Annotated in this window: 13 protein-coding genes; 6 read left to right on the top strand and 7 right to left on the bottom strand. The window is 72.0% G+C overall.

All coding sequences use genetic code 11. From position 1 onward, the window contains the following. Positions 1-52: 52 nt before the first annotated feature. Together OHA21_RS49425 and OHA21_RS49420 are read right to left on the bottom strand one after the other, a co-directional pair. On the bottom strand, positions 53-2,878 hold the full coding sequence (locus tag OHA21_RS49425; protein ID WP_328467579.1) for a PAS domain S-box protein: 2,826 nt from the start codon (positions 2,876-2,878) through the stop codon (positions 53-55). Positions 2,879-2,969: 91 nt separating this feature from the next. Beyond that, positions 2,970-3,542 carry a TetR/AcrR family transcriptional regulator gene (locus tag OHA21_RS49420; RefSeq protein ID WP_328467577.1) on the bottom strand — a complete coding sequence of 191 codons (573 nt, stop codon included), beginning with the start codon at positions 3,540-3,542 and terminating at the stop codon, positions 2,970-2,972. Between the two features lie 140 nt (positions 3,543-3,682). Between OHA21_RS49420 and OHA21_RS49415 the strand changes: the two genes are divergently transcribed. The 5 genes from OHA21_RS49415 (at position 3,683) to mdlC (ending at position 9,359) form a co-directional block, all read left to right on the top strand. After that, the gene (locus OHA21_RS49415) at positions 3,683-5,248 is read left to right on the top strand and encodes a CocE/NonD family hydrolase (RefSeq protein WP_328467575.1); all 1,566 of its coding nucleotides are present in this window, start codon (positions 3,683-3,685) and stop codon (positions 5,246-5,248) included. Positions 5,249-5,363: 115 nt separating this feature from the next. Beyond that, positions 5,364-6,329: an ABC transporter substrate-binding protein gene (locus tag OHA21_RS49410; RefSeq protein WP_328467573.1), complete on the top strand. Its 966-nt coding sequence runs from the start codon at positions 5,364-5,366 to the stop codon at positions 6,327-6,329. Further along, entirely contained in the window at positions 6,326-7,078 is a 753-nt protein-coding gene (locus OHA21_RS49405) for an ABC transporter permease (RefSeq protein ID WP_328467571.1), read from the top strand. The genes OHA21_RS49410 and OHA21_RS49405 overlap by 4 nt, the downstream gene beginning before the upstream one ends. Continuing rightward, positions 7,075-7,803, top strand: a complete 729-nt coding sequence (locus tag OHA21_RS49400) for an ABC transporter permease (RefSeq protein WP_328467569.1) — start codon at positions 7,075-7,077, stop codon at positions 7,801-7,803. Before OHA21_RS49405 ends, OHA21_RS49400 begins: the two co-directional genes overlap by 4 nt. Next, positions 7,800-9,359, top strand: a complete 1,560-nt coding sequence (gene mdlC, locus OHA21_RS49395) for a benzoylformate decarboxylase (RefSeq protein ID WP_328467567.1) — start codon at positions 7,800-7,802, stop codon at positions 9,357-9,359. Before OHA21_RS49400 ends, mdlC begins: the two co-directional genes overlap by 4 nt. Here the strand turns inward: mdlC and OHA21_RS49390 are convergent. The 4 genes from OHA21_RS49390 to OHA21_RS49375 form a co-directional block, all read right to left on the bottom strand. Continuing rightward, positions 9,339-10,109: an ABC transporter ATP-binding protein gene (locus tag OHA21_RS49390; RefSeq protein WP_328467565.1), complete on the bottom strand. Its 771-nt coding sequence runs from the start codon at positions 10,107-10,109 to the stop codon at positions 9,339-9,341. The genes mdlC and OHA21_RS49390 overlap by 21 nt on opposite strands. Positions 10,110-10,632: 523 nt before the next feature. Continuing rightward, positions 10,633-12,174 carry a hypothetical protein gene (locus OHA21_RS49385; protein ID WP_328467563.1) on the bottom strand — a complete coding sequence of 514 codons (1,542 nt, stop codon included), beginning with the start codon at positions 12,172-12,174 and terminating at the stop codon, positions 10,633-10,635. 130 nt (positions 12,175-12,304) lie between these two features. After that, positions 12,305-12,967 carry a class F sortase gene (locus OHA21_RS49380; RefSeq protein WP_328467561.1) on the bottom strand — a complete coding sequence of 221 codons (663 nt, stop codon included), beginning with the start codon at positions 12,965-12,967 and terminating at the stop codon, positions 12,305-12,307. Beyond that, complete coding sequence (locus OHA21_RS49375; RefSeq protein WP_328467559.1) at positions 12,964-14,226, bottom strand: hypothetical protein; 1,263 nt, start codon at positions 14,224-14,226, stop codon at positions 12,964-12,966. The genes OHA21_RS49380 and OHA21_RS49375 overlap by 4 nt, the downstream gene beginning before the upstream one ends. Positions 14,227-14,429: 203 nt before the next feature. Between OHA21_RS49375 and OHA21_RS49370 the strand changes: the two genes are divergently transcribed. Continuing rightward, positions 14,430-15,869, top strand: a complete 1,440-nt coding sequence (locus OHA21_RS49370) for a serine/threonine-protein kinase (protein ID WP_328467557.1) — start codon at positions 14,430-14,432, stop codon at positions 15,867-15,869. On the opposite strand, the gene OHA21_RS49365 is transcribed toward OHA21_RS49370, so the two are convergent. Further along, entirely contained in the window at positions 15,850-17,775 is a 1,926-nt protein-coding gene (locus tag OHA21_RS49365) for a PAS domain-containing sensor histidine kinase (RefSeq protein WP_328467555.1), read from the bottom strand. The two genes, OHA21_RS49370 and OHA21_RS49365, sit on opposite strands and share 20 nt — an antisense overlap. Between the last annotated feature and the right edge of the window lie 8 nt (positions 17,776-17,783).

Below are 17,783 nucleotides of genomic sequence, written 5' to 3'. Positions count from 1 at the left end.
GCCGCCGTTCACGCCTGGATAGCCGGAAGGCGAGGCTGCGCGAAAGGGTGGATCAGGTGGCTGGCTCGGTTTCCAGGATGAAGTGGGAGCCGCCGGCGGGGGCGGGCTCGTGCCGGATCTCGCCGTGGTTGGCGCGGGCCAGGCTGCGGACGATGTACAGGCCGAGGCCGGTGCCGCGGACGGTGCCGGCGTCGCGTTCGGCTCGGGCCAGGCGGTCGAAGAGGCGGGGGCGGAACTCGGCGGGGACGCCGGGGCCGGCGTCCTCGACGCGCAGCCGGACCCGGGCGCCGTCGGCTTCGATGCGCAGGGCGGTCGCGCCGCCGGCGTACTTGTCGGCGTTCGACAGCAGGTTGGTGAGGATCTGCTGCAGGTGGCCGGGGTGGAAGAGGACCCGCGCGTCGCCGCCCAGGACCGGGACGCCGCTGTTGCCGGTGCTCGCCAGGAATTGTTCCACCTCGGCCCGCAGCGAGATCTCCTGCCGGACCGCGTTGATGTTGCCGGCGTCGATGCTGACCATGGCCAGCACCTCGCGCACGATGTCGTCGAGGCGTTGGGCCTGCCGGCCGATCACCGCGACCGCCCGGCCGGTCGGTGTCTCCGAGGGCACGTCGTCGGCGAGCAGGTCGCTGTAGCCGAGGATGGCCGACAGCGGGTTGCTGATCTCGTGCCCGAGCATGCCGATGATGTCGAGTTTGAGCTGGTTGGCGGTCTCCAGTTCGGCGTTGCGGTCGGCGAGCGCGGCCGCGGCCAGGTCGCGGGCCCGTTCGGCGGCGCGCCGCGCGGTGGTGTCGGTGGCCACGACGATCAGGTGTTTGGGGCGGTCGTCGGCGTCCCGGACGAGGGAGACCGTGGCGTCGATGTCGACCCAGTGGCCGTCGGCGTGCCGCAGCCGGGCCTGGTGGGTGTACGAGTCCGCCTCCCCCGCGAACAGTGTGGCGATCTGCCGGTGGGCGTACCGCAGGTCCTCGGCGTCGAAGAGTGCCTCGTCGACGTTGCGGCCGGCCAGTTCCTCGGGCCGGCGACCGGCCATCGTCGCGAACGCCCGGTTGACCGCGATCAGCGTTCCGTCCAGGGCACGGATGATCTGCCCGGCCGGCGAGTCGGTGAACTGGGCCCGGAACCGCTGCTCGTTGAGCGCGATTGCCTGTTCCGCGGCGCGGGCCGCGGTGACATCGGTGTTGATCTCCAGGACCTGGATCTCGCCGGCCCGGTCACCGCCCGGTTCGGGCTGGTAGACCACCTGACGGCAGAGCACGGTGACGGTACGGCCGGTCGCGGTCCGCCGCTGCAACTGCCCCTCCCAGCAACCGTCCTGTTCCAGCGCCCGGTTCTGCTCCTCCACCGAGCCGGAGCCGACGAACGCGGTGCCGAGCAGCCGGTGGGTCACCGTGCCACGGGCGGCTTCCAGCGACCACCCGTACAGTTTCTGCGCTCCTTCGTTCCACCAGCGGATGCGGCCGTCGAGCGTACGGATGATGACCGCCGCCGGGATCAGCTCGAGCAGCTTGGCCTGCTGGTGCAGACGCGCGTCCGCCGCACGCTGCGCGGTGACGTCCTCGACCTGCACGACGACGTACGACGGCGCCCCGTCCCCGTCCCGCACCACGGCGACCCGCACCGACACCCAGATGGTGCGCCCGTCCTTGTGCCGGTAGCGCTTCTCGGCGCGGACCGTGTCCACACCGTCGGCGAGCATCCGGCTCAGCGCGTCCGTGGTGGCGGAGACGTCGTCCGGGTGCTGCAGGTCCTTGAAGCTCATCCGGGTCAGCTCGTCGGCGCTGAACCCGGTGATCGCGCACATCGCCGGGTTCACGTGCAGGTAGCGGCCGAACGTGGCGGGGTCGACGCTGGCCAGGATCAGGCCGAGCGGCGAGTTCTCGAAGGTGAGCCGGAACCGGTTCTCGCTGGCCTCGAGAGCCTCCAGGGCTCGGATGCGCTGGACCAGCAGGGCGGCGTTACGGGCGTAGTCGTCGGCGTGCAGCAGCGCCGAGGTGAGGCTCGCGGAGAGCAGTTCGAGCTGGTGGGCGTCGGCCGCGTCGAACGCGTCCGGCCGGGCGCTGGCCACCTTGAGCACACCGATCGGCTGGTCGCCCCGGTAGAGCGGAGCGATGCACATCGAGCGGATGCCGAGCCGCCGGCAGAGTTCCGCGTTGACCCGGGGATCGGTGGCCGCGTCGGCGCAGCGGACGGCAGCGCGCGCGGCGATGGCGAGCCCGCTCAGCGAGCCCTGCGCGGCCAGCCGTGTGCCGGGATGGGCGCCCAGCGTGCCGGCAGCCGCCGCGTACACCAGGCTTTCGCCGTCGAGCATCTCGACCACGGCGCCGTCGGCGGCCGGGAACGCGGCCACCGTCTGCTCGGCAACCACGCGCAGGGCCAGGTCCCGGTCGTACGCGACCGCGGTGACCGCCCGCTGCGCCTCGATGGTGGAGAGCAGCGCGCTGGTCTGCCGGGCGACCCGCTCAGCTGCGGCACGCTGTTCGCTGGTGTCGCGCAGGAAGGCGTAGAACTGCCGCTCGCCCTGCACCCAGGACGGCCAGATGGTCAGCTCGACGTCGACCCGATGACCGTCGCGGTGCAGCGCCGGCAACTCGACCGGGCGGCCGATCACCGCCGCCTCGCCGGTGGCCAGGTATCGCGCCATCCCGCGGGCGTGCGCCTCGCGCAGCTCGGCCGGGATCAGCGTCTCGGTGAGCGGCCGGCCGATGATCTCCACCGGCTCCCAGCCGAGCAGTCGCGTCGCCGCCGGGTTCCAGGCGGTGACCACCCCGGCCTCGTCGGCCGAGACGAACCCGGTCGGGCCGGTGGCCACGACCTGACGCAGTCTTTCGAGTTCTGCCCGTTCCGACGCGCTGAGCGCGCCGAGTTCCGAACCTTGCACCGTCACCACCGCTGTGCCATGAGCCTCCAGGACACCGGAACCGTCTTCCCGGCAACCCAGGCAATCGGCAGCTTGCGGCAGGACTTGAGTCTCAGTCCGCACTACCTGCGCGGAACACTCCGTCGAGAACCAGGTCGACCGAGCGGTCGGCTGCGGCCCGGGCGGCGGAGACGTCACCGGTGATCTCGGCGACGCCCTGCACCATGGCGAGGAGCAGGGACAGGTCCGCGGCGACCAGGTCGGCTCGCACGAAGCCGGCGTCGCGGGCCCGGCGCAGCGGTTCCTCGAAGGCGGCGATCAGTCGCTGCCGGTAGCGCTCCTGCACCGCGGGATCGAGCCGGCGGACCAGGCTGACCAGGCCGCGCATCTCGATCTGGTGGTGCAGCACCTGACGCAGCAGCTGGTGGAACTGGGCCGGGTGCGAGTGGGCCGCGGCCCGGGCCTCCAGCAGGTCGAGCTGGTAGGTGAGCACGGCGGCGGTCAGGGCGTGCCGGTCGGCGAAGTGCCGGTACAGGGTGGCCTGGCCGATGCCGGCCCGGCGGGCGATCTCCGGCATCAGGGCGACCACGTCGTCTCCGGCCAGCACCTCGCTGGCGGCCTCGAGGATGGCCGCTCGGTTGCGTTGGGCGTCTCTGCGACGCGCGGTCGGGGCCCCGTAGAGCACGCACACCCCCTTTGCTACCGACGAGTCACGTTACTAGTCGGTAACGAGAATGTCACCATCTTCAAATTCTCGGAACCGCTTCCTACGCTGCCGCCACGACGTCGCCATATTCACATCCGTCCTTGTCCCGAGGAGTGCGCATGGCGCCTCGCCGTTGGTTCACGCTGCTCGCCGCTCTGCTGCTGGCGGCGACCACCCTGATCGGAATCGCCGGGCCGGCGCAGGCCGCCGTGGCCACCACCGGATTCAAGGCCGTCGACATCACCGGCAGTGACGGCGTGATACTCAAGGCCAACGTGATCGCCCCGGCCGCCACCGGGCGCCATCCGGCGGTCGTCCTGCCGTCCAGCTGGGGCCTGAACGACCTGGAGTACCTCGCGCAGGCCAAGATCCTCGCCGGACGCGGGTACGTGGTCGTCTCGTACACCCCGCGCGGCTGGTGGCTCTCCGGCGGGCAGATCGACACGGCCGGGCCGAAGGACATGGCCGACCTGTCCGAGGTGGTCGACTGGACGATCGCGAACACCGCGGCGGACCCGGCGCGGATCGGGGCGGCCGGCATCTCGTACGGGGCCGGCATCAGCCTGCTCGGCTCGGCGTTCGACGCCCGGATCCGGGCCGTCGGGGTGCTCAGCGGCTGGACCGACCTGGTCTACTCGCTGTACGCCGACTCGACCCGGCACCGCCAGTCGGCCGGCCTGCTGGAGCTCGCCGCGCAGATCGTCGGCAAGCCGAGCGCGGACCTGACCGACAAGATGGCTGACTTCAACGCCAACCGGGACGTCGCCGAGGTGATGAACTGGGCGAAGGTCCGGTCCGCCGCCACCTACATCGACGCGATCAACGCCAACCGGCCGGCCGTGCTGATCGCCAACGGCTGGGGTGACACGTTCTTCCCGCCGAACCAGCTGGTCGACTTCTACGGCAAGCTGACCACCCCGAAGCGGCTCGAGCTGCGGCCCGGTGACCACGCGATCGCCGAGCTCACCGGCGTGCTGGGCCTGCCGAACGACGTCTGGACCAGCCTGTACGCGTGGCTCGACCAGCACCTGAAGGGCACCGGGACGACCGGCGCCGACCCGGTACGCGTGAAGCCGCTGAACGCCGCGTACGAGGCGTACCCCGACTGGGCCGCGCTGACCGGCTCCAACCGCCGCTACGGCCTCGGCCGGATCCGGGTCCTGGACGGCACCGGCCTGCTCGGCGGCAACCCGAGCAGCGGGTGGACCAAGAGCATCCCGACCGACCAGGACACCGTCGCCGGCGGCGGGGTCGTGCTGATCACCAACGGGGCCGCCGCGATCACCGGTGAGCAGCCGAAGATCTGGCTGCCGTTCGTCGACCGCGGCAAGGCCGGCGTCTGGGCGGCCGAGCGCCCGTCCAGGGCCCAGAGGATCCGCGGTTCGGCGAAGCTGCACCTGGAGCTCTCCGGGACCGAGGCGCAGGGCACCCTGGTCGCCTACCTGTACGACCTGGACGCGGTCGGCAACGCCAAGCTGATCACCCACGCGCCGGCCACCTGGCTGTCCGGGGGCGGTTCACGCAGTGTCGACCTGAAACTGCCGGCCACCGCGTACGACCTGCCGGCCGGGCACTCGCTGACCCTGGTCGTCGACACGGTGGACCCGCTCTACTACGACGAGAACGCGTCCGGCGACTCGATCACCATCGGCGGCGGGTCCTACCTGGACGTCCCGCTGCGGTAGCCGGCCGCAACCACCTGCCTGGGCCCGGCGGCCGCGCTGGGGCCGGGACCGGGCAGGTGATCGCGGCTCTGTCGTACGAAATCAAAGATCGATGAATTGCTATATCGTGCGTCGCATGAGCCGGACCTGGAAGGCACCGCTCGCGCTGGTGATGGTGGCCGCCGTGGCGGCTGCCTGCGGTGAGGACGCCGCGCCGCAGCAGGCCGGGAGCGGCCTCGAGAGACCCACGATCAACGTGGCGATGTTGTCGCTGGTGGTGAACGCGCCCTACTACATCGCGGTGCAGGAGAAGCTCTTCGAGGCGGAGGGGCTGACCGTGCGCACCCAGCCGGTGCAGCAGAGCACGCAGGCCTATCCGGCGCTGAAGGCCGGCGACGTGGACGTGGTGTTCGCCAACAACGCCTCGATGCTGCTCGGCCACGACAAGGGCGACCTGCGGGTCAATCTGGTCGCCGAGGGCAGCCGGCTCACGCCGAAGTTCATGGGCGTGCTGGTGATGCCGGACTCGCCGATCACCGACATGAAAGGCCTGGAAGGGCACAGTCTGTCGGTACACGTGCTGAACAACATCCAGGCCATCACCTTCGACGCGATCGCCGCCACCGGTGGGGTCGATCCGGCCAAGCTGGAGTACCGGCAGGTGGTCTTCCCGCAGATGGCCGCGACCATGCAGAAGGGCGACCTGGACGCGATCCACACGCAGGAGCCGTTCCTGACCGACACGGTGCAGAAACTCGGCGCCCGGATGGTCGCCGACGGCGGCGCGGCGCCGGTCACCGACCTGCCGCTGGACGGCTACTTCTCGCTCGACACCTGGACGAAGCAGTACCCGAAGACGGCCGCCGCCTTCCAGCGGGCGATCCAGAAGGCCTCCGGGATCGCCGCCGACCGGGCGCGGGTCGAGGCCGTCCTGCCGACGTACGCACGCGGCATCGACCCGGCCGTCGCGAAGGCGATGACCATGCCCACCTTCGGCACCTCGAACAGCGCCGAGCGGATGCAGAAGCTGATCGACCTGATGGTCGAGCAGCAACGCCTGACCAACCGGATCGACGCCGGCACGATCGTGTTCTCGCCTTGAGACGGATCGCTCGCGGGGCGGCCGGGATCGCGCTGGTGATCGCGGCCAGCGAGGCGCTGGGCCGGGCCGGCATCGTGCACCAGGACTTCCTGCCGCCGGCCTCGGTGATCCTCGCCCGGGCCGGCGAGCTGGCGTTCGACCCGCTGTTCCGCAGCGACGTCCTGGCCACCATGACCGCGTGGGCGCTGGGGCTGCTGATCGCGATCGGCGTCGCCGTCCCGCTCGGCCTGGTCCTCGGCAGCGTCCCGGCAGTGTCCCGGGCAGTCACCACGATCGTCGAGTTCCTCCGGCCGATCCCGTCGGTGGCGCTGATCCCGCTGGTCGCGATGCTGCTCGGCACCGGCCTGGAGATGCGGCTGACCGTGATCGTGTACGCCTCCGTCTGGCCGATCCTGTTCAACACGATCTACGGCCTGCGCGAGGTCGACCCGCTCGCCAAGGAGACGTTGCGGTCGTTCGGGTTCGGCCGGTTCGCCGTGCTGCTGATGGTCTCGCTGCCGTCGACCGCGCCGTTCGTCGCCACCGGAGTGCGGATGGCCGCCGCGGTGGCGCTGATCCTGGCCGTCACCGCGGAGATGTTCGGCGGGTTCGGCTCGGGCATCGGCATCTTCATCGCCCAGGCCGCGAACTATCCCGGCGGCATCGGCGACACCCTCGCGGCGACGGTGTGGGCCGGTGCGCTCGGGCTGCTGATCAACGGGCTGCTCTGGCGTGGCGAGCGGCGGGTGTTCGGGTGGGCGTACCGATGAATCGCTTTCTGCAACGCTGGCTCATCTTCCTGGCCGGTGTGCTGGCCTGGCAGTTGGCGGCCTCGGCCGCTGCCGACCCGTTCTTCCCGCCGCCGGCGACGATCGTGCGGCATCTCGGCGCGCTCACCGGCGACGTGCTGCCCAGCCTGGCCCGGCTCGCCGCCGGATTCCTGCTCGGTTCCCTGATCGGGGCGGTCCTCGGCGTCGCGATCGGGCGGTCCGTGTGGGCCTACGAGTTCCTCGACCCGGTGCTCCAGTTCTTCCGGGCCATCCCGCCGCCCACCCTGGTCCCGGTCTTCATCGTGCTGTTCTCCATCGGGCCGGCCATGCAGGTCGCCTCGATCGTCTTCAGCGTGCTCTGGCCGGTGCTGCTCAACACCGCCGACGGCGCCCGCACCGTGGAGCCGCTGCAGATCGAGACCGCCCGCGCCTTCCGGCTCACCGCCACGGAACGCCTCGGGTTCGTGATCCTGCCGGCCACGCTGCCGAAACTCTTCGCCGGGCTGCGGCTAGCGCTGTCCCTGTCGCTGATCCTGATGGTCTTCTCCGAGCTGCAGCCGGGCGTCGCGAACGGCATCGGGTTCCGGCTGCAGGAGGCCACCACCCGCTTCGACTACGAAACCGTCTGGGCGGCGATCGTGCTGCTCGGCATCCTCGGATATCTGCTGAACGCCGGGCTCCAGCTGGTGGAGCGCCGGGTGCTCGCCGGGAGGGCCGCCACATGACGACAGTTCGCGAGGTCTTCTTCGACGTGTGCCGGGACGCCGGTCTGACCACCTGGTTCGGCAATCCCGGCTCGACCGAGCTGCGGATGCTGCGGGACTGGCCGGACGGCTTCGAGTACGTGCTGGCCCTGCAGGAGGCGTCGGCGGTCGGGATCGCCGCCGGCCACGCGATCGCCACCGGCGGTCCGGCGCTGGTCAGCCTGCACTCGGCGGGCGGGGTGGGGCACGCGCTCGGTGCGATCTTCAACGCCCACCGGGACCGGGTTCCGCTGGTCGTGGTGGCCGGGCAGCAGACCCGGGCGATGCTGCCGACCCGGCCGTTCCTGGGCGCTGACGAGCCGGCGACGTTCCCCCGCCCGTACGTCAAATGGAGCCGCCAGCCGGAACGCGCCGCCGACGTGCCCGCCGCGCTGGCCGAGGCGCTGCGGGTGGCGATGACGCCGCCCCGCGGTCCGGTGTTCCTGTCGGTGCCGGAGGACGACTGGGATCGTCCCGCCGGCCCGGTGCCGCGGCGGTTCGTGCACACCGCCTTCACCACCTCGCCCGGTGCCCTGCATGAGGTCGCGGAAGCCCTGAACACCGCTCGGGCGCCGGCGGTGGTGGCCGGACCGGGCATCGACGAGGACGGCGCCTGGGACCAGGCGGTCGCGCTCGCCGAAACCGTGCGGGCCGCGGTGTGGGCGGCGCCGATGCCGAGCCGGGCCGCGTTCCCCGAGGACCACCCGCTGTTCCAGGGCTACCTGCCACCGGTCCGGTCGTCGGTGGCGTCCCTGCTGGCCCCGCACGACGTGGTCCTGGTGATCGGGGCGCCGGTGTTCACCTACCACGTGCACAGCGAAGGCCCGATCGTCGCGGACGGCACCAGGCTGTTCCACCTGGACTGCGACCCAGCGGCAGCCGCGTGGGCGGCGGCCGGGACCAGCATCCTGACCACCGTGCGTGCCGGTCTCACCGCGCTGCTGGATCTGGTCGAGCCGTCGTCCCGGCCCGCACCGCCGGCCCGCTCCCGGCCGCCGGCCGCTCCCCTGACCGATCCGCTCACCGCCTCCGCGGTGCTCGCCCTGCTGCACCCGATGGAGTCGGTGCTGGTCGAGGAGGCGCCGTCGCACAAGGACACCGTGCACGAGCAGGTCCCGATCACCCGGCCACTCGGCTATGTCACCACCGGCAGCGGCGCCCTCGGCTGGGGCCTGCCGGTCGCGGTCGGCCGCGCGCTCACCGGCGAACGGGTGATCTGCGTAGTCGGCGACGGCTCCAGCCTCTACTCGATCCAGGCCCTGTGGACCGCGGCCCAGCGACGCGCTCCGCTGACCGTGATCGTGCTGAACAACCGCGGCTACGAGGCGGTCGCCTCACTCGGCCGCCGGATCGGCATCACGTCACTGCCCGGCGTGGCCCTGCCCGAACTGGACCTGACCTCGCTGGCCCACGGCTTCGGTGTCCCCGCCGCGCGGGTGACCAGCGCCGCCGCACTACCGGCAGCCTTGAAGCGGGCGCTCGACGGCCCGTACCTGCTCGACGTCCACGTCACCACCTCAGGCGGTTCGCTCTACTGACCCGCGCCCGCGCACCAGGCGCCCCACCTCCGACCGCAACGCCACGAACTCCGGCAACTCCCGGGTGGCGATCTGCTCCCGCGGGCTCGGCAACACCACCGGCAGATCAGCGCGCACCCCACCCGGCGAACCACCGAACACCACGACCCGGTCCCCCACGTACACGCTCTCGTCGATGTCATGCGTGACCAGCAGGATCGTCATCCCGTACCCGCCGCGGATCGCCAGCAGCAGGTCCTCCAGCTCCTCCCGGGTCTGCGCATCCACCGACCCGAACGGCTCGTCCATCAGCAACAGCCGCGGCCGGAACGCCAGCGCCCGCGCAATCGACACCCGCTGCTGCATGCCACCGGACAGCTGCCACGGATGCTTCCCCGCCGACGGCCCCAGCCCCACCGACTCCAGCGCCTCCCCCGCCACCCTCCGGCGCGCCGCCCGGTCCATCCCCCGCCGCCGCAGCGGCAGCGCGACGTTGTCCCGCACCGTCAACCACGGGTACAGCGACCGGCTGTAATCCTGAAAAACCACCGCCAGCCCGTCCGGCACGCCGTCGATCGGCTCACCGTCCAGCCGGATCTCCCCTTCGGCCGGCCTCTGCAGCCCGGCCACGCACCGCAGCAGCGTCGACTTCCCACACCCGGACGGCCCGACGATGCTGACCAGCGCACCCTCCGCAACCCGCAGGTAGACGGCGCGGATCGCCACGTGCCCGTCCGGATAGGTGTGGGTCAGCCCGCGAACTTCCAGCATCCATCGATCGTAAGGAATCGATCTATTGGTTGCGGTCCGCTTCTCGGTCACTGACCTTTTCCGGTACGCGTTTGCGCAGGGTCCCCGCTCTCCCACGCGATCTCCGCTCAGCTCAATGCCACAGCGCGCCCGCCGGGCTCATGCAGGCGGTCACCCTCCCCAGCCCCCACCTCACCCCAGCCACTCCACCGCCTCCACCCCCAGCTGACCCTCACTGCTGCCTCAACCCACACGAACCAACCCTGACCGTCAGCCCCGCCCTCCCGGCTGACAGCCAGCGCTGCCTCAACCCACGGGATACAGCCCTGACCGTCAGCCCAGCCCGCCCGGCTGACGCCCAGCGCTGCCTCAACCCACGGGATACAGCCCTGACCGTCAGCCCAGCCCGCCCGGCTGACAGCCAGCGCTGCCTCAACGCGCGGGAAACGACCCTGACCGTCAGCTCGGATGCCTGGCTGACACACAGGGCTGCTTCGGCGCCGCCGACACAGCCCTGGGCGTCAGCTGGGGGAGCCCGGCTGACTCACAGTGCTTCTTCGGGTGGATCTGGGCTGCTCTCGGCGTCGGGTGGGCTTGATCCGTTCGGGACGGTGGCTCGGCCCTGGGCCGGTGGGGACATCGGGTTCGGGGAACGCGGGCCGGCGCCGAAGTCACCCGTCACCGGGCGGTCCGCCGTGCCTCCGAGTTCGCCGCCGACCAGCCGGTCCGGGCGGCCGCTGCGCAGCCCTGATCGGCCCGGATCGCCATGCGCCGAGGGCTCCGGGCTGCCGAGACCGCCGGACGGTCCGCGGGCGGCAGAGCCCGCGGGTTGTCCGGAAGCTGCCGACGATGCTGAACGGTCGGCACCGGCCCGGGGCCGCCTCGGGCCGGCCGCGGACGTGGCTCGGCCGGCCAATGCCGCGGACATGCGTTGACCGGCGGGTGTCGAGGATGCGGGTTGGCCGGCCGATGCCGGAGACGAGGCGCCGCCGCCGGGTGCTGGAGACGAGGCGCGGCCGCCGGCTGCTGGAGACGAGGCGCGACCGCCGCGTGCCGGGGACGAGGCTCGGCCGACGGGTGCCGGGGACGAGGCGCGGCCGACGGGTGCGGGGGATGTGGGTCGGCCGGCGGCTGGGCTTGTCGGCGCGGATCGGCGGGATGCGCGTCGCGACCGGAGGATGACCGCGATGAGCAGCAGGAACAGGCCGGCGGCCGCGGCTGCCAAGAGCCAGTTTCGTGGTGAGGATGAGCCGGGCTGCTCGGCTACTACGGCTTCGCCGGTGAACGTGGAGTCGCCGGTGTTCACGGTGACCTCCACCCGGGCCGGCAGGTCGGGCGGTGTCGGGAAACGCACCAGGTAGCGGCCGCTCAGGGTGGTCTCCACCTGGTCCAGGGCCGGAACCACCACCGGGTCGCCGGCCGGGGCGAAGAATCCGCCGGTGCCGGCTGCCGCCGCCGACCAGTAGGGGCCGGCTGCCGCGGTGCCGACCACGACCAGGATCGTGCCGGCGGTACGGTAGCGCGCCGCCAACCGGTCCGCGCTGAGCCCACCCGCGTCCGCCGCGGTCGTGTAGAGCAGCACCACACGCCGGCCGGCCGCAGTCTCGGGGAACTGTTGCCCGGCCAGTTCCAGGGCGGCGGCGGTGTCGCGTTCGCCGCCGGAGCGCACCGTGTTCAGAGAGCGGACGATTCCGTAGGAGCCGCGCTGCGGTGGTCCGACGACGGCCGCGGGCGCGCGATCCGGAATGATCACGGCACGGGTGCCGCCGGGTGCGGCGAGGACGAACCGGGCGGCGGCGCTGAGCCAGGCCGGCAGGGTCGCGGCACCGGCGGCGGAGGCGTCGACGACCAGGGTGACCGCCAGTCCGTCGGCGACAACCGGTTCCAGCCGGGCCGTCTGAGCAGCACCGTCGTGGGTGACGGTGGCAGTGCTCGTCGCGGCGGGCGGATCCGAGATCAGATCGACCACAACGGTGGTCTCCGACCCGGAGGTGATCGTGGCCGCAACCGGAAGCGGCAGCGGCGGAGGAATCTCCGCCGGGACCGGCATCGCCGGCGGCACCACGAACACAGCAGCGAGCAACACGGCCGGCAGCCGCGGCGCCCGCCGACCGGACTTCCCCGGTCGGGCAGCAACAAGGGCGGCAGCGTGGGCGGCAACAAGGGCGGCAGCCTGGGCGGCAGCGCAGGCGGCGGAGGGGCCCGGCGGGTGGGAGTCAGGCCGGGTCGGCGTACGCGATGACATTGTCGCGGTAGCTCCCTCTGCTCCGGTCGAAGCCGCCGCCGCAAGTGACCAGCCGCAGCGTGGCGTCGAGGGTGGGGGCGTACACCAGGTCGGTGGGGAACTCGTCCTTCGGCACCCGGGTGATCCGGCTGATCCGGAAGGTCACCGTGGTGCTGTCGGCGCGGTCCACCTGGATCTCGGTGCCGTCCGGGGCGCCGGCCAGTTCGGCGAAGATGCCCGGCCCGGCTTTGGAGTCGACGTGGCCGAGGATCACCGCCGGGCCGGGCTGGCCGGGGCGGGGCCCGTGCGCGTACCAGCCGGCGACGTGCGGGCTCGACGGCACAGCGACCGTGCCGTCCCGCTGCTTGCCGAGACGGTCCAGTCTGCTGTCGACCCGTAGGGAGGGAATCCGCAGGCGCACCGGCAGGGCCACCTCCGCGTAGTCGCTCTCCGATCGGAATCGGTCAGCCGCGATCGGCCCGCTCACCGCCGGCACGGGTTGTTCGCCGCCGGCCCGGCCGTGCGCGGGCTGCGCCGCGGGAAGCTGTCCGGCGCCGCGGCCTGCGGGCTGTGCGCCGGCCAGTCCGGCGATGCCGCCGGCCACCAGAAGGAGCAACACCAACCCGCGGACGTACGCCCCACGCCGCAGTCTCATCCGGTGCCGGTCCGCGCGAGGCCGCCGTACCCCGTCTGGGCACCGCCTTGCGGGAGGCGCTCCGCGACCGTCTCCCCGAACGCGTCCGCGAGCTGGCGCGCCAGGTCGAACCCGTGCTCGTACGTCTGATAGGCGATGTCATGGGCGGTCGCGTAGTCGCGTGCCGCGTACGCATCGGCGTGTTTCAGCAGCATCTCGTCGTGCGCGGCGAAAGCCGCGCTGAGTTCCGGCCGGGTCATCCGGTCCGCGGTGGCCTTGCTCAGGAAGCCCGCGACGCCCTGCTCGTATTTCTGCAGCTCGGCCCGGGCCTCGTCGCGTCCCGCCTGATCGCCTTCGGCGGTCGCCCCGGCGTACGCCACCAGCTCCTCCACATGCGATCCCCACAGTTTCTGGAACTGCCGGGCCGTGCTGGCGCCGAACAGGCTGTCCATCGCGACTGTCAGATCGCGCGTGTTCGCGTTGATCATCCGGGCGGCGGCGTCGAAGTCGGCGGTGTTGGTGACCGCGGCCCGGGTCACGTCCTCGACCAGGACGACGTGTTCGGCGAGGAGTTTGCCGAGCTGGGAGCGCAGCCGCCAGACCGGTGCGCGCAGGGCCGAGCGGTCACCGGCGGGCAGCAGCGTCTCGGCCAGGGTGAGTCCCAGGTCGTACATGTGCTGGTAGCCCTGGCGGTTGGTGCGGTCGGCGGTGAGGTAGTCGCCGGCCGCGTACGCGTCGGCCTGCTCGGTGAGGTGCGTGACGTGCATGCCGAGGGCGTGGTGGGCGTCGGCGGTCTTGAGCCGCCCCTTGGACAGGCCGGCCAGGAACTCGCTGAGCTCGCGTTCGTACTCGATCAGCTCGTCGCGGGCGTGCTCCCGGGCGGTGTCGTCGCGGGCGGCGAGCGCGCTGGCGTACGCCACCAGCTCGACGACGTGCTCCGCCCACAACGGACCGAACGTGCTGACCATGTCCTCGCCGAAGAGGGTGTCCATCAGGTCGGTCATGGCGTCGGTGTTCTTGCCGAGGGCCGCGTCGGCGGCCTGCACGAAGTCGTTGTCGCCGCGGATCCGGCTGCGCATCAGGTCGGCGGCGAGCACCGAGTGCTGGCCGAGGAGCGCCTGGAGACGGATCGCGTGGTCGGCCGCGCCGGCGGGGGCGAGCGCCGCGCGCGCGGGGGGATGACTGTGCACCGGCGTCCGCGGCCCGGCAGAGGACGGTGGCCCGCTCACAAGTGCCGCGAGCAGGCCGGCACAGAGGAGCGCGATCGAGTGTGTCCGCATGTCGCCTCTTCGCCCAGGATGCGATGCGCCCGGCGCCCGCAATGGGGGTCACTGTGGACAACCGGGCGACTGCCGACGGTTACGTCTCCGCCGACGTTACGCCGCCCGTCAAGGTCCGGTCATGCCCCAAAATCCGACAGTTGCCGGCTGGCGCGGCTGCAGTAATGTCGGATGGGCTGCTGACGCACATCAGAGGTGACGGCATGACGCCTCCAGGACTCGTCTCCGGGCGCTACCGCATCATCCGCCCGCTTTCCGCCGGGGGCATGAGCCGTGTCTGGCTCGCGTCCGACGAGGCCTCCACCGCGCCCATTCCTCCGCTGGTCGTGGTGAAACAGTGCACTGTCCCGGAAGGGCTCGCTCCTCCGCAGCGCGCGGTCGTGCACCGGTGGGCGCTGCACGAGGCGGAGGCCGCGGCCCGGCTGCTGCACCCCAACCTGATCCATACCTACCGGGTGCTGCCCGACCGGGACGGCCCGTGGATCGTGATGGAGTACCTGCCGTCCCGCTCACTGCAGGAGATCGTCGAGGATTCCGGCGCCCTGCCCCCGGCCCGGGTCGCCGAGATCGGGCTGGCCGTGCTCGCCGCGCTGAAGGCGGTGCGCCGCGCCGGTCTGCTGCACCTCGACGTCAAACCCGGCAACGTGCTGGTCACGGCCGACGGCCGGGTGGTGCTCACCGATTTCGGCCCCGCGGTCAGCCCGGCCGGGATCGCCGCGCTCGCCCGGGCCGGGGTCGTGCTCGGCTCGCCGAAGTACATCGCTCCGGAACGCCTTTTCGAGCGGGTCTCCGACGAGCGCTCCGACCTGTGGTCGCTCGGCGCCACCCTCTACCACGCGGTGGAGGGCCGGCCGCCGTTCGTCCGGGAGAACACCACTGCGATCCTGCGCGCGCTGGCCGACAGCCTGCCCGATCCGCCCCGGCAGGCCGGCCTGCTCACCCCGGTGCTCACCGGCCTGCTGCGCCGCAACCCGGCGGACCGTCTCACCGCCGCCGAGGTCGAGGTCCTGCTGGGCAAGGCCGCGCGGCCGCAGCACGCGGTCGCCCGCCGACCGCGCCGGGCGGTCCGGCGCCGGGTCACCGCGCTGGCCGCGGCCGGCACCGTGCTCATCACTCTCGCTTCGGTCGCCGCCAGCGCCCAGGGTGGGCAGATCTCCGGTACGCCGCAGGCAGTCGCCCCGTTGATCGCCACCTCGGATACCGGGGTCACCCGGCCCGCCGACTTCGTCTGGTGGGTCGACCCGAGCGGGTTCCGGGTCGCGCTGCCGCAGGGCTGGAAGATGATGTCCGGCCCGGACGGGTCCGTCGTGTTCGCCGATCCGCGCGGTGGGCCGACGCTGCAGGTGACCCGTTGGCCGAAACGGCCGAAGAACCTGGTCGCCGCCCTGCTCGCCGAGGAGCAGAAGATCCAGTTGGAGGCGTACCGGCGGTTGCGGATCGAGGCGCTGGCCACCCCGCCCGGCGCGATCTGGGAGTACACGTTCCTGGCCGCCGGTGAGGTGTCGATGCGCGGGCTGCGCCGGGTGATCGGCACTGCTGGTCAGACCTATCAGCTGGAGTGGCGTACCGATCGGGCCGGCTGGGTCGACGGCCTGCCCCGGCTCACTGTCGTGCTGAACAGTTTCAGCGCAATGGGGTCGTAGCGCGTTCCCGGACCACCTCGGCGATCTTGTGCAGCAGGTCGTGCGCGGTGAACGGCTTCTCGATGAACGCGATGTCGCCGTCCAGCACGTGCGTGGTGCCGAGCAGCCCGTTGCTGTATCCGGACATGTACAGCACCGGCAGGTCGGGCCGGCTCTCGTGGATCACCTCGGCCACCCGCCGCCCGGACATCTCCGGCATGATCACGTCGGTGAGCAGGACGTCGCAGCCGTGCTGCCGGAACAGGCTGAGCGCCTCGGCGCCACCGGTCGCGGTCAGCACGTGGTATCCGCCGTTCACGAGGATCCGGGTGACCACCCGGGCCAGCGCCGGCTCGTCCTCGGCCACCAGGATCGTCCGGCCGTCGCCGCGCGGTGGGGGCGCCTGCCGCAGCGCGGTGGCCGGGGACCGGCCGGGCGACACGACCATCGGCAGGTAGATCCGGAAGGTGGTGCCGACGCCGAGCTCGGAGTACACGTTCAGGCTGCCGCCGGCTTCGGTGACGATCCCGTAGACGGTGGACAGGCCCAGTCCGGTGCCCTTGCCCCGCGGCTTCGTCGTGTAGAACGGCTCGAAGATCCGCTCCGCCACCTCCGCCGACATGCCCTCCCCGGTGTCGCTGACCAGCAGCCGGGCGTACCGGCCGGCCGGCAGCGGCGGCTGCATGGCGAGCTCGTCGCCGTCCAGCTCGGCGGCGTTGGCCTCCAGGACCAGGGTGCCGCCGTCCGGCATCGCGTCCCGCGCGTTGATCGCGAGGTTGAGCAGCACCTGCTGGATCTGCCCGGGGTCGGCGTGCACGACGACCGGTTCCTTCGACGGTACGGCCATCAAGTTGATGTGTTCTCCGATGGTCCGCCCGAGCATCGCGTGCACCTCGGCGATGGCCCCGTTCAGGTCGACGTCCTGCGGCTGGATGGTGTCGCCGCGGGTGAAGGTCAGCAGCTGCCGGGTCAGGTTGATGGCCCGGTCGGCGGCGCTGCGGACGTGTTTCAGGTCGGCCTCCAGCGCCGGGTTGCCGGCGGCCTCCTCGGCGGCGAAGTCGGTGTAGTTGACGATGATCGCCAGGATGTTGTTGAAGTCGTGCGCCACCCCGCCGGCCAGTCTCCCGAGGCTCTCCATCCGCTGCGCCTGGTTGGTCCGCTCCTCGACGGCCCGCTGCCGTTCGGCCGCCTCCTTGGCCGCGGTGATGTCCCGGACCACCACCGAGATGCCGGTCACCCGGCCGGCCGCGTCCCGGATCGGCGCGACGGTCAGCGCGGCCTCGACCGGGGTGCCGTCCTTGGCATAGCGCCGCGACTCGTAGTAGACGCCGCGTTCACCGCGCATGATCCGGGTGATCACGTCACGCTGCTCCCGGGCGCCGGACGGATCGGCCAGCAGCGCCGCCGGCCGGCCGATGATCTCGGCGGCCGAGTAGCCGAAAAGCCGTTCCGCGCCGCCGTTCCAGGCGGTGATCACGCCGTCCAGGGTGACGCCCACGATGCCGTCGTCGGTGTGCTCCACGACCGCTTCGAGGGTGGAGCGGGCCGCCTGTTCCCGGGCGGCGGCCTCGGCGAAGCAGCGTTCCGCCTCCGGGTCGACGTAGATCGCGCCCGGGTTCACGATGATCCGGCGGCGCAGCGTCCAATAGTAGGCGCCGGCCAGGCCGCAGACCACGTTCCACCAGGCCAGCGCCCAGACCCAGAAGAGCGGTACGGAGTGCTCGGCGCGGTCCAGGTTGCGGAACGCCAGGAAGGCGTGCAGACCGTGCCCGATCGCCGCGGTCAGGAAGATCAGCGCGGTGGCCACCGCGAGTTTGTTGCTGCGCAGCTGTCCGGCCCGCGCGACCGGCACCGCGACAGCCACCGTGATCGCCGCGTACGTGATCATGGTGCCCAGATTGCCGACCAGGAAGAGCTGTTCCGGCACGGTCGTCT

This window comes from Actinoplanes sp. NBC_00393 (assembly GCF_036053395.1).
Taxonomy (GTDB): Bacteria; Actinomycetota; Actinomycetes; order Mycobacteriales; family Micromonosporaceae; genus Actinoplanes.
This window is presented reverse-complemented; position numbering and strand designations above follow the sequence as displayed.

What these genes read in the sequence shown, in the direction of transcription:
- OHA21_RS49370 (WP_328467557.1), top strand. Translation starts at nt 14,430, where the DNA reads ATGACGCCTCCAGGACTCGTCTCCGGGCGCTACCGCATCATCCGCCCG.
- OHA21_RS49380 (WP_328467561.1), bottom strand. Translation starts at nt 12,967, where the DNA reads ATGAGACTGCGGCGTGGGGCGTACGTCCGCGGGTTGGTGTTGCTCCTT.
- OHA21_RS49415 (WP_328467575.1), top strand. Translation starts at nt 3,683, where the DNA reads ATGGCGCCTCGCCGTTGGTTCACGCTGCTCGCCGCTCTGCTGCTGGCG.
- mdlC (WP_328467567.1), top strand. Translation starts at nt 7,800, where the DNA reads ATGACGACAGTTCGCGAGGTCTTCTTCGACGTGTGCCGGGACGCCGGT.
- OHA21_RS49375 (WP_328467559.1), bottom strand. Translation starts at nt 14,226, where the DNA reads ATGCGGACACACTCGATCGCGCTCCTCTGTGCCGGCCTGCTCGCGGCA.
- OHA21_RS49410 (WP_328467573.1), top strand. Translation starts at nt 5,364, where the DNA reads ATGAGCCGGACCTGGAAGGCACCGCTCGCGCTGGTGATGGTGGCCGCC.
- OHA21_RS49400 (WP_328467569.1), top strand. Translation starts at nt 7,075, where the DNA reads ATGAATCGCTTTCTGCAACGCTGGCTCATCTTCCTGGCCGGTGTGCTG.
- OHA21_RS49390 (WP_328467565.1), bottom strand. Translation starts at nt 10,109, where the DNA reads ATGCTGGAAGTTCGCGGGCTGACCCACACCTATCCGGACGGGCACGTG.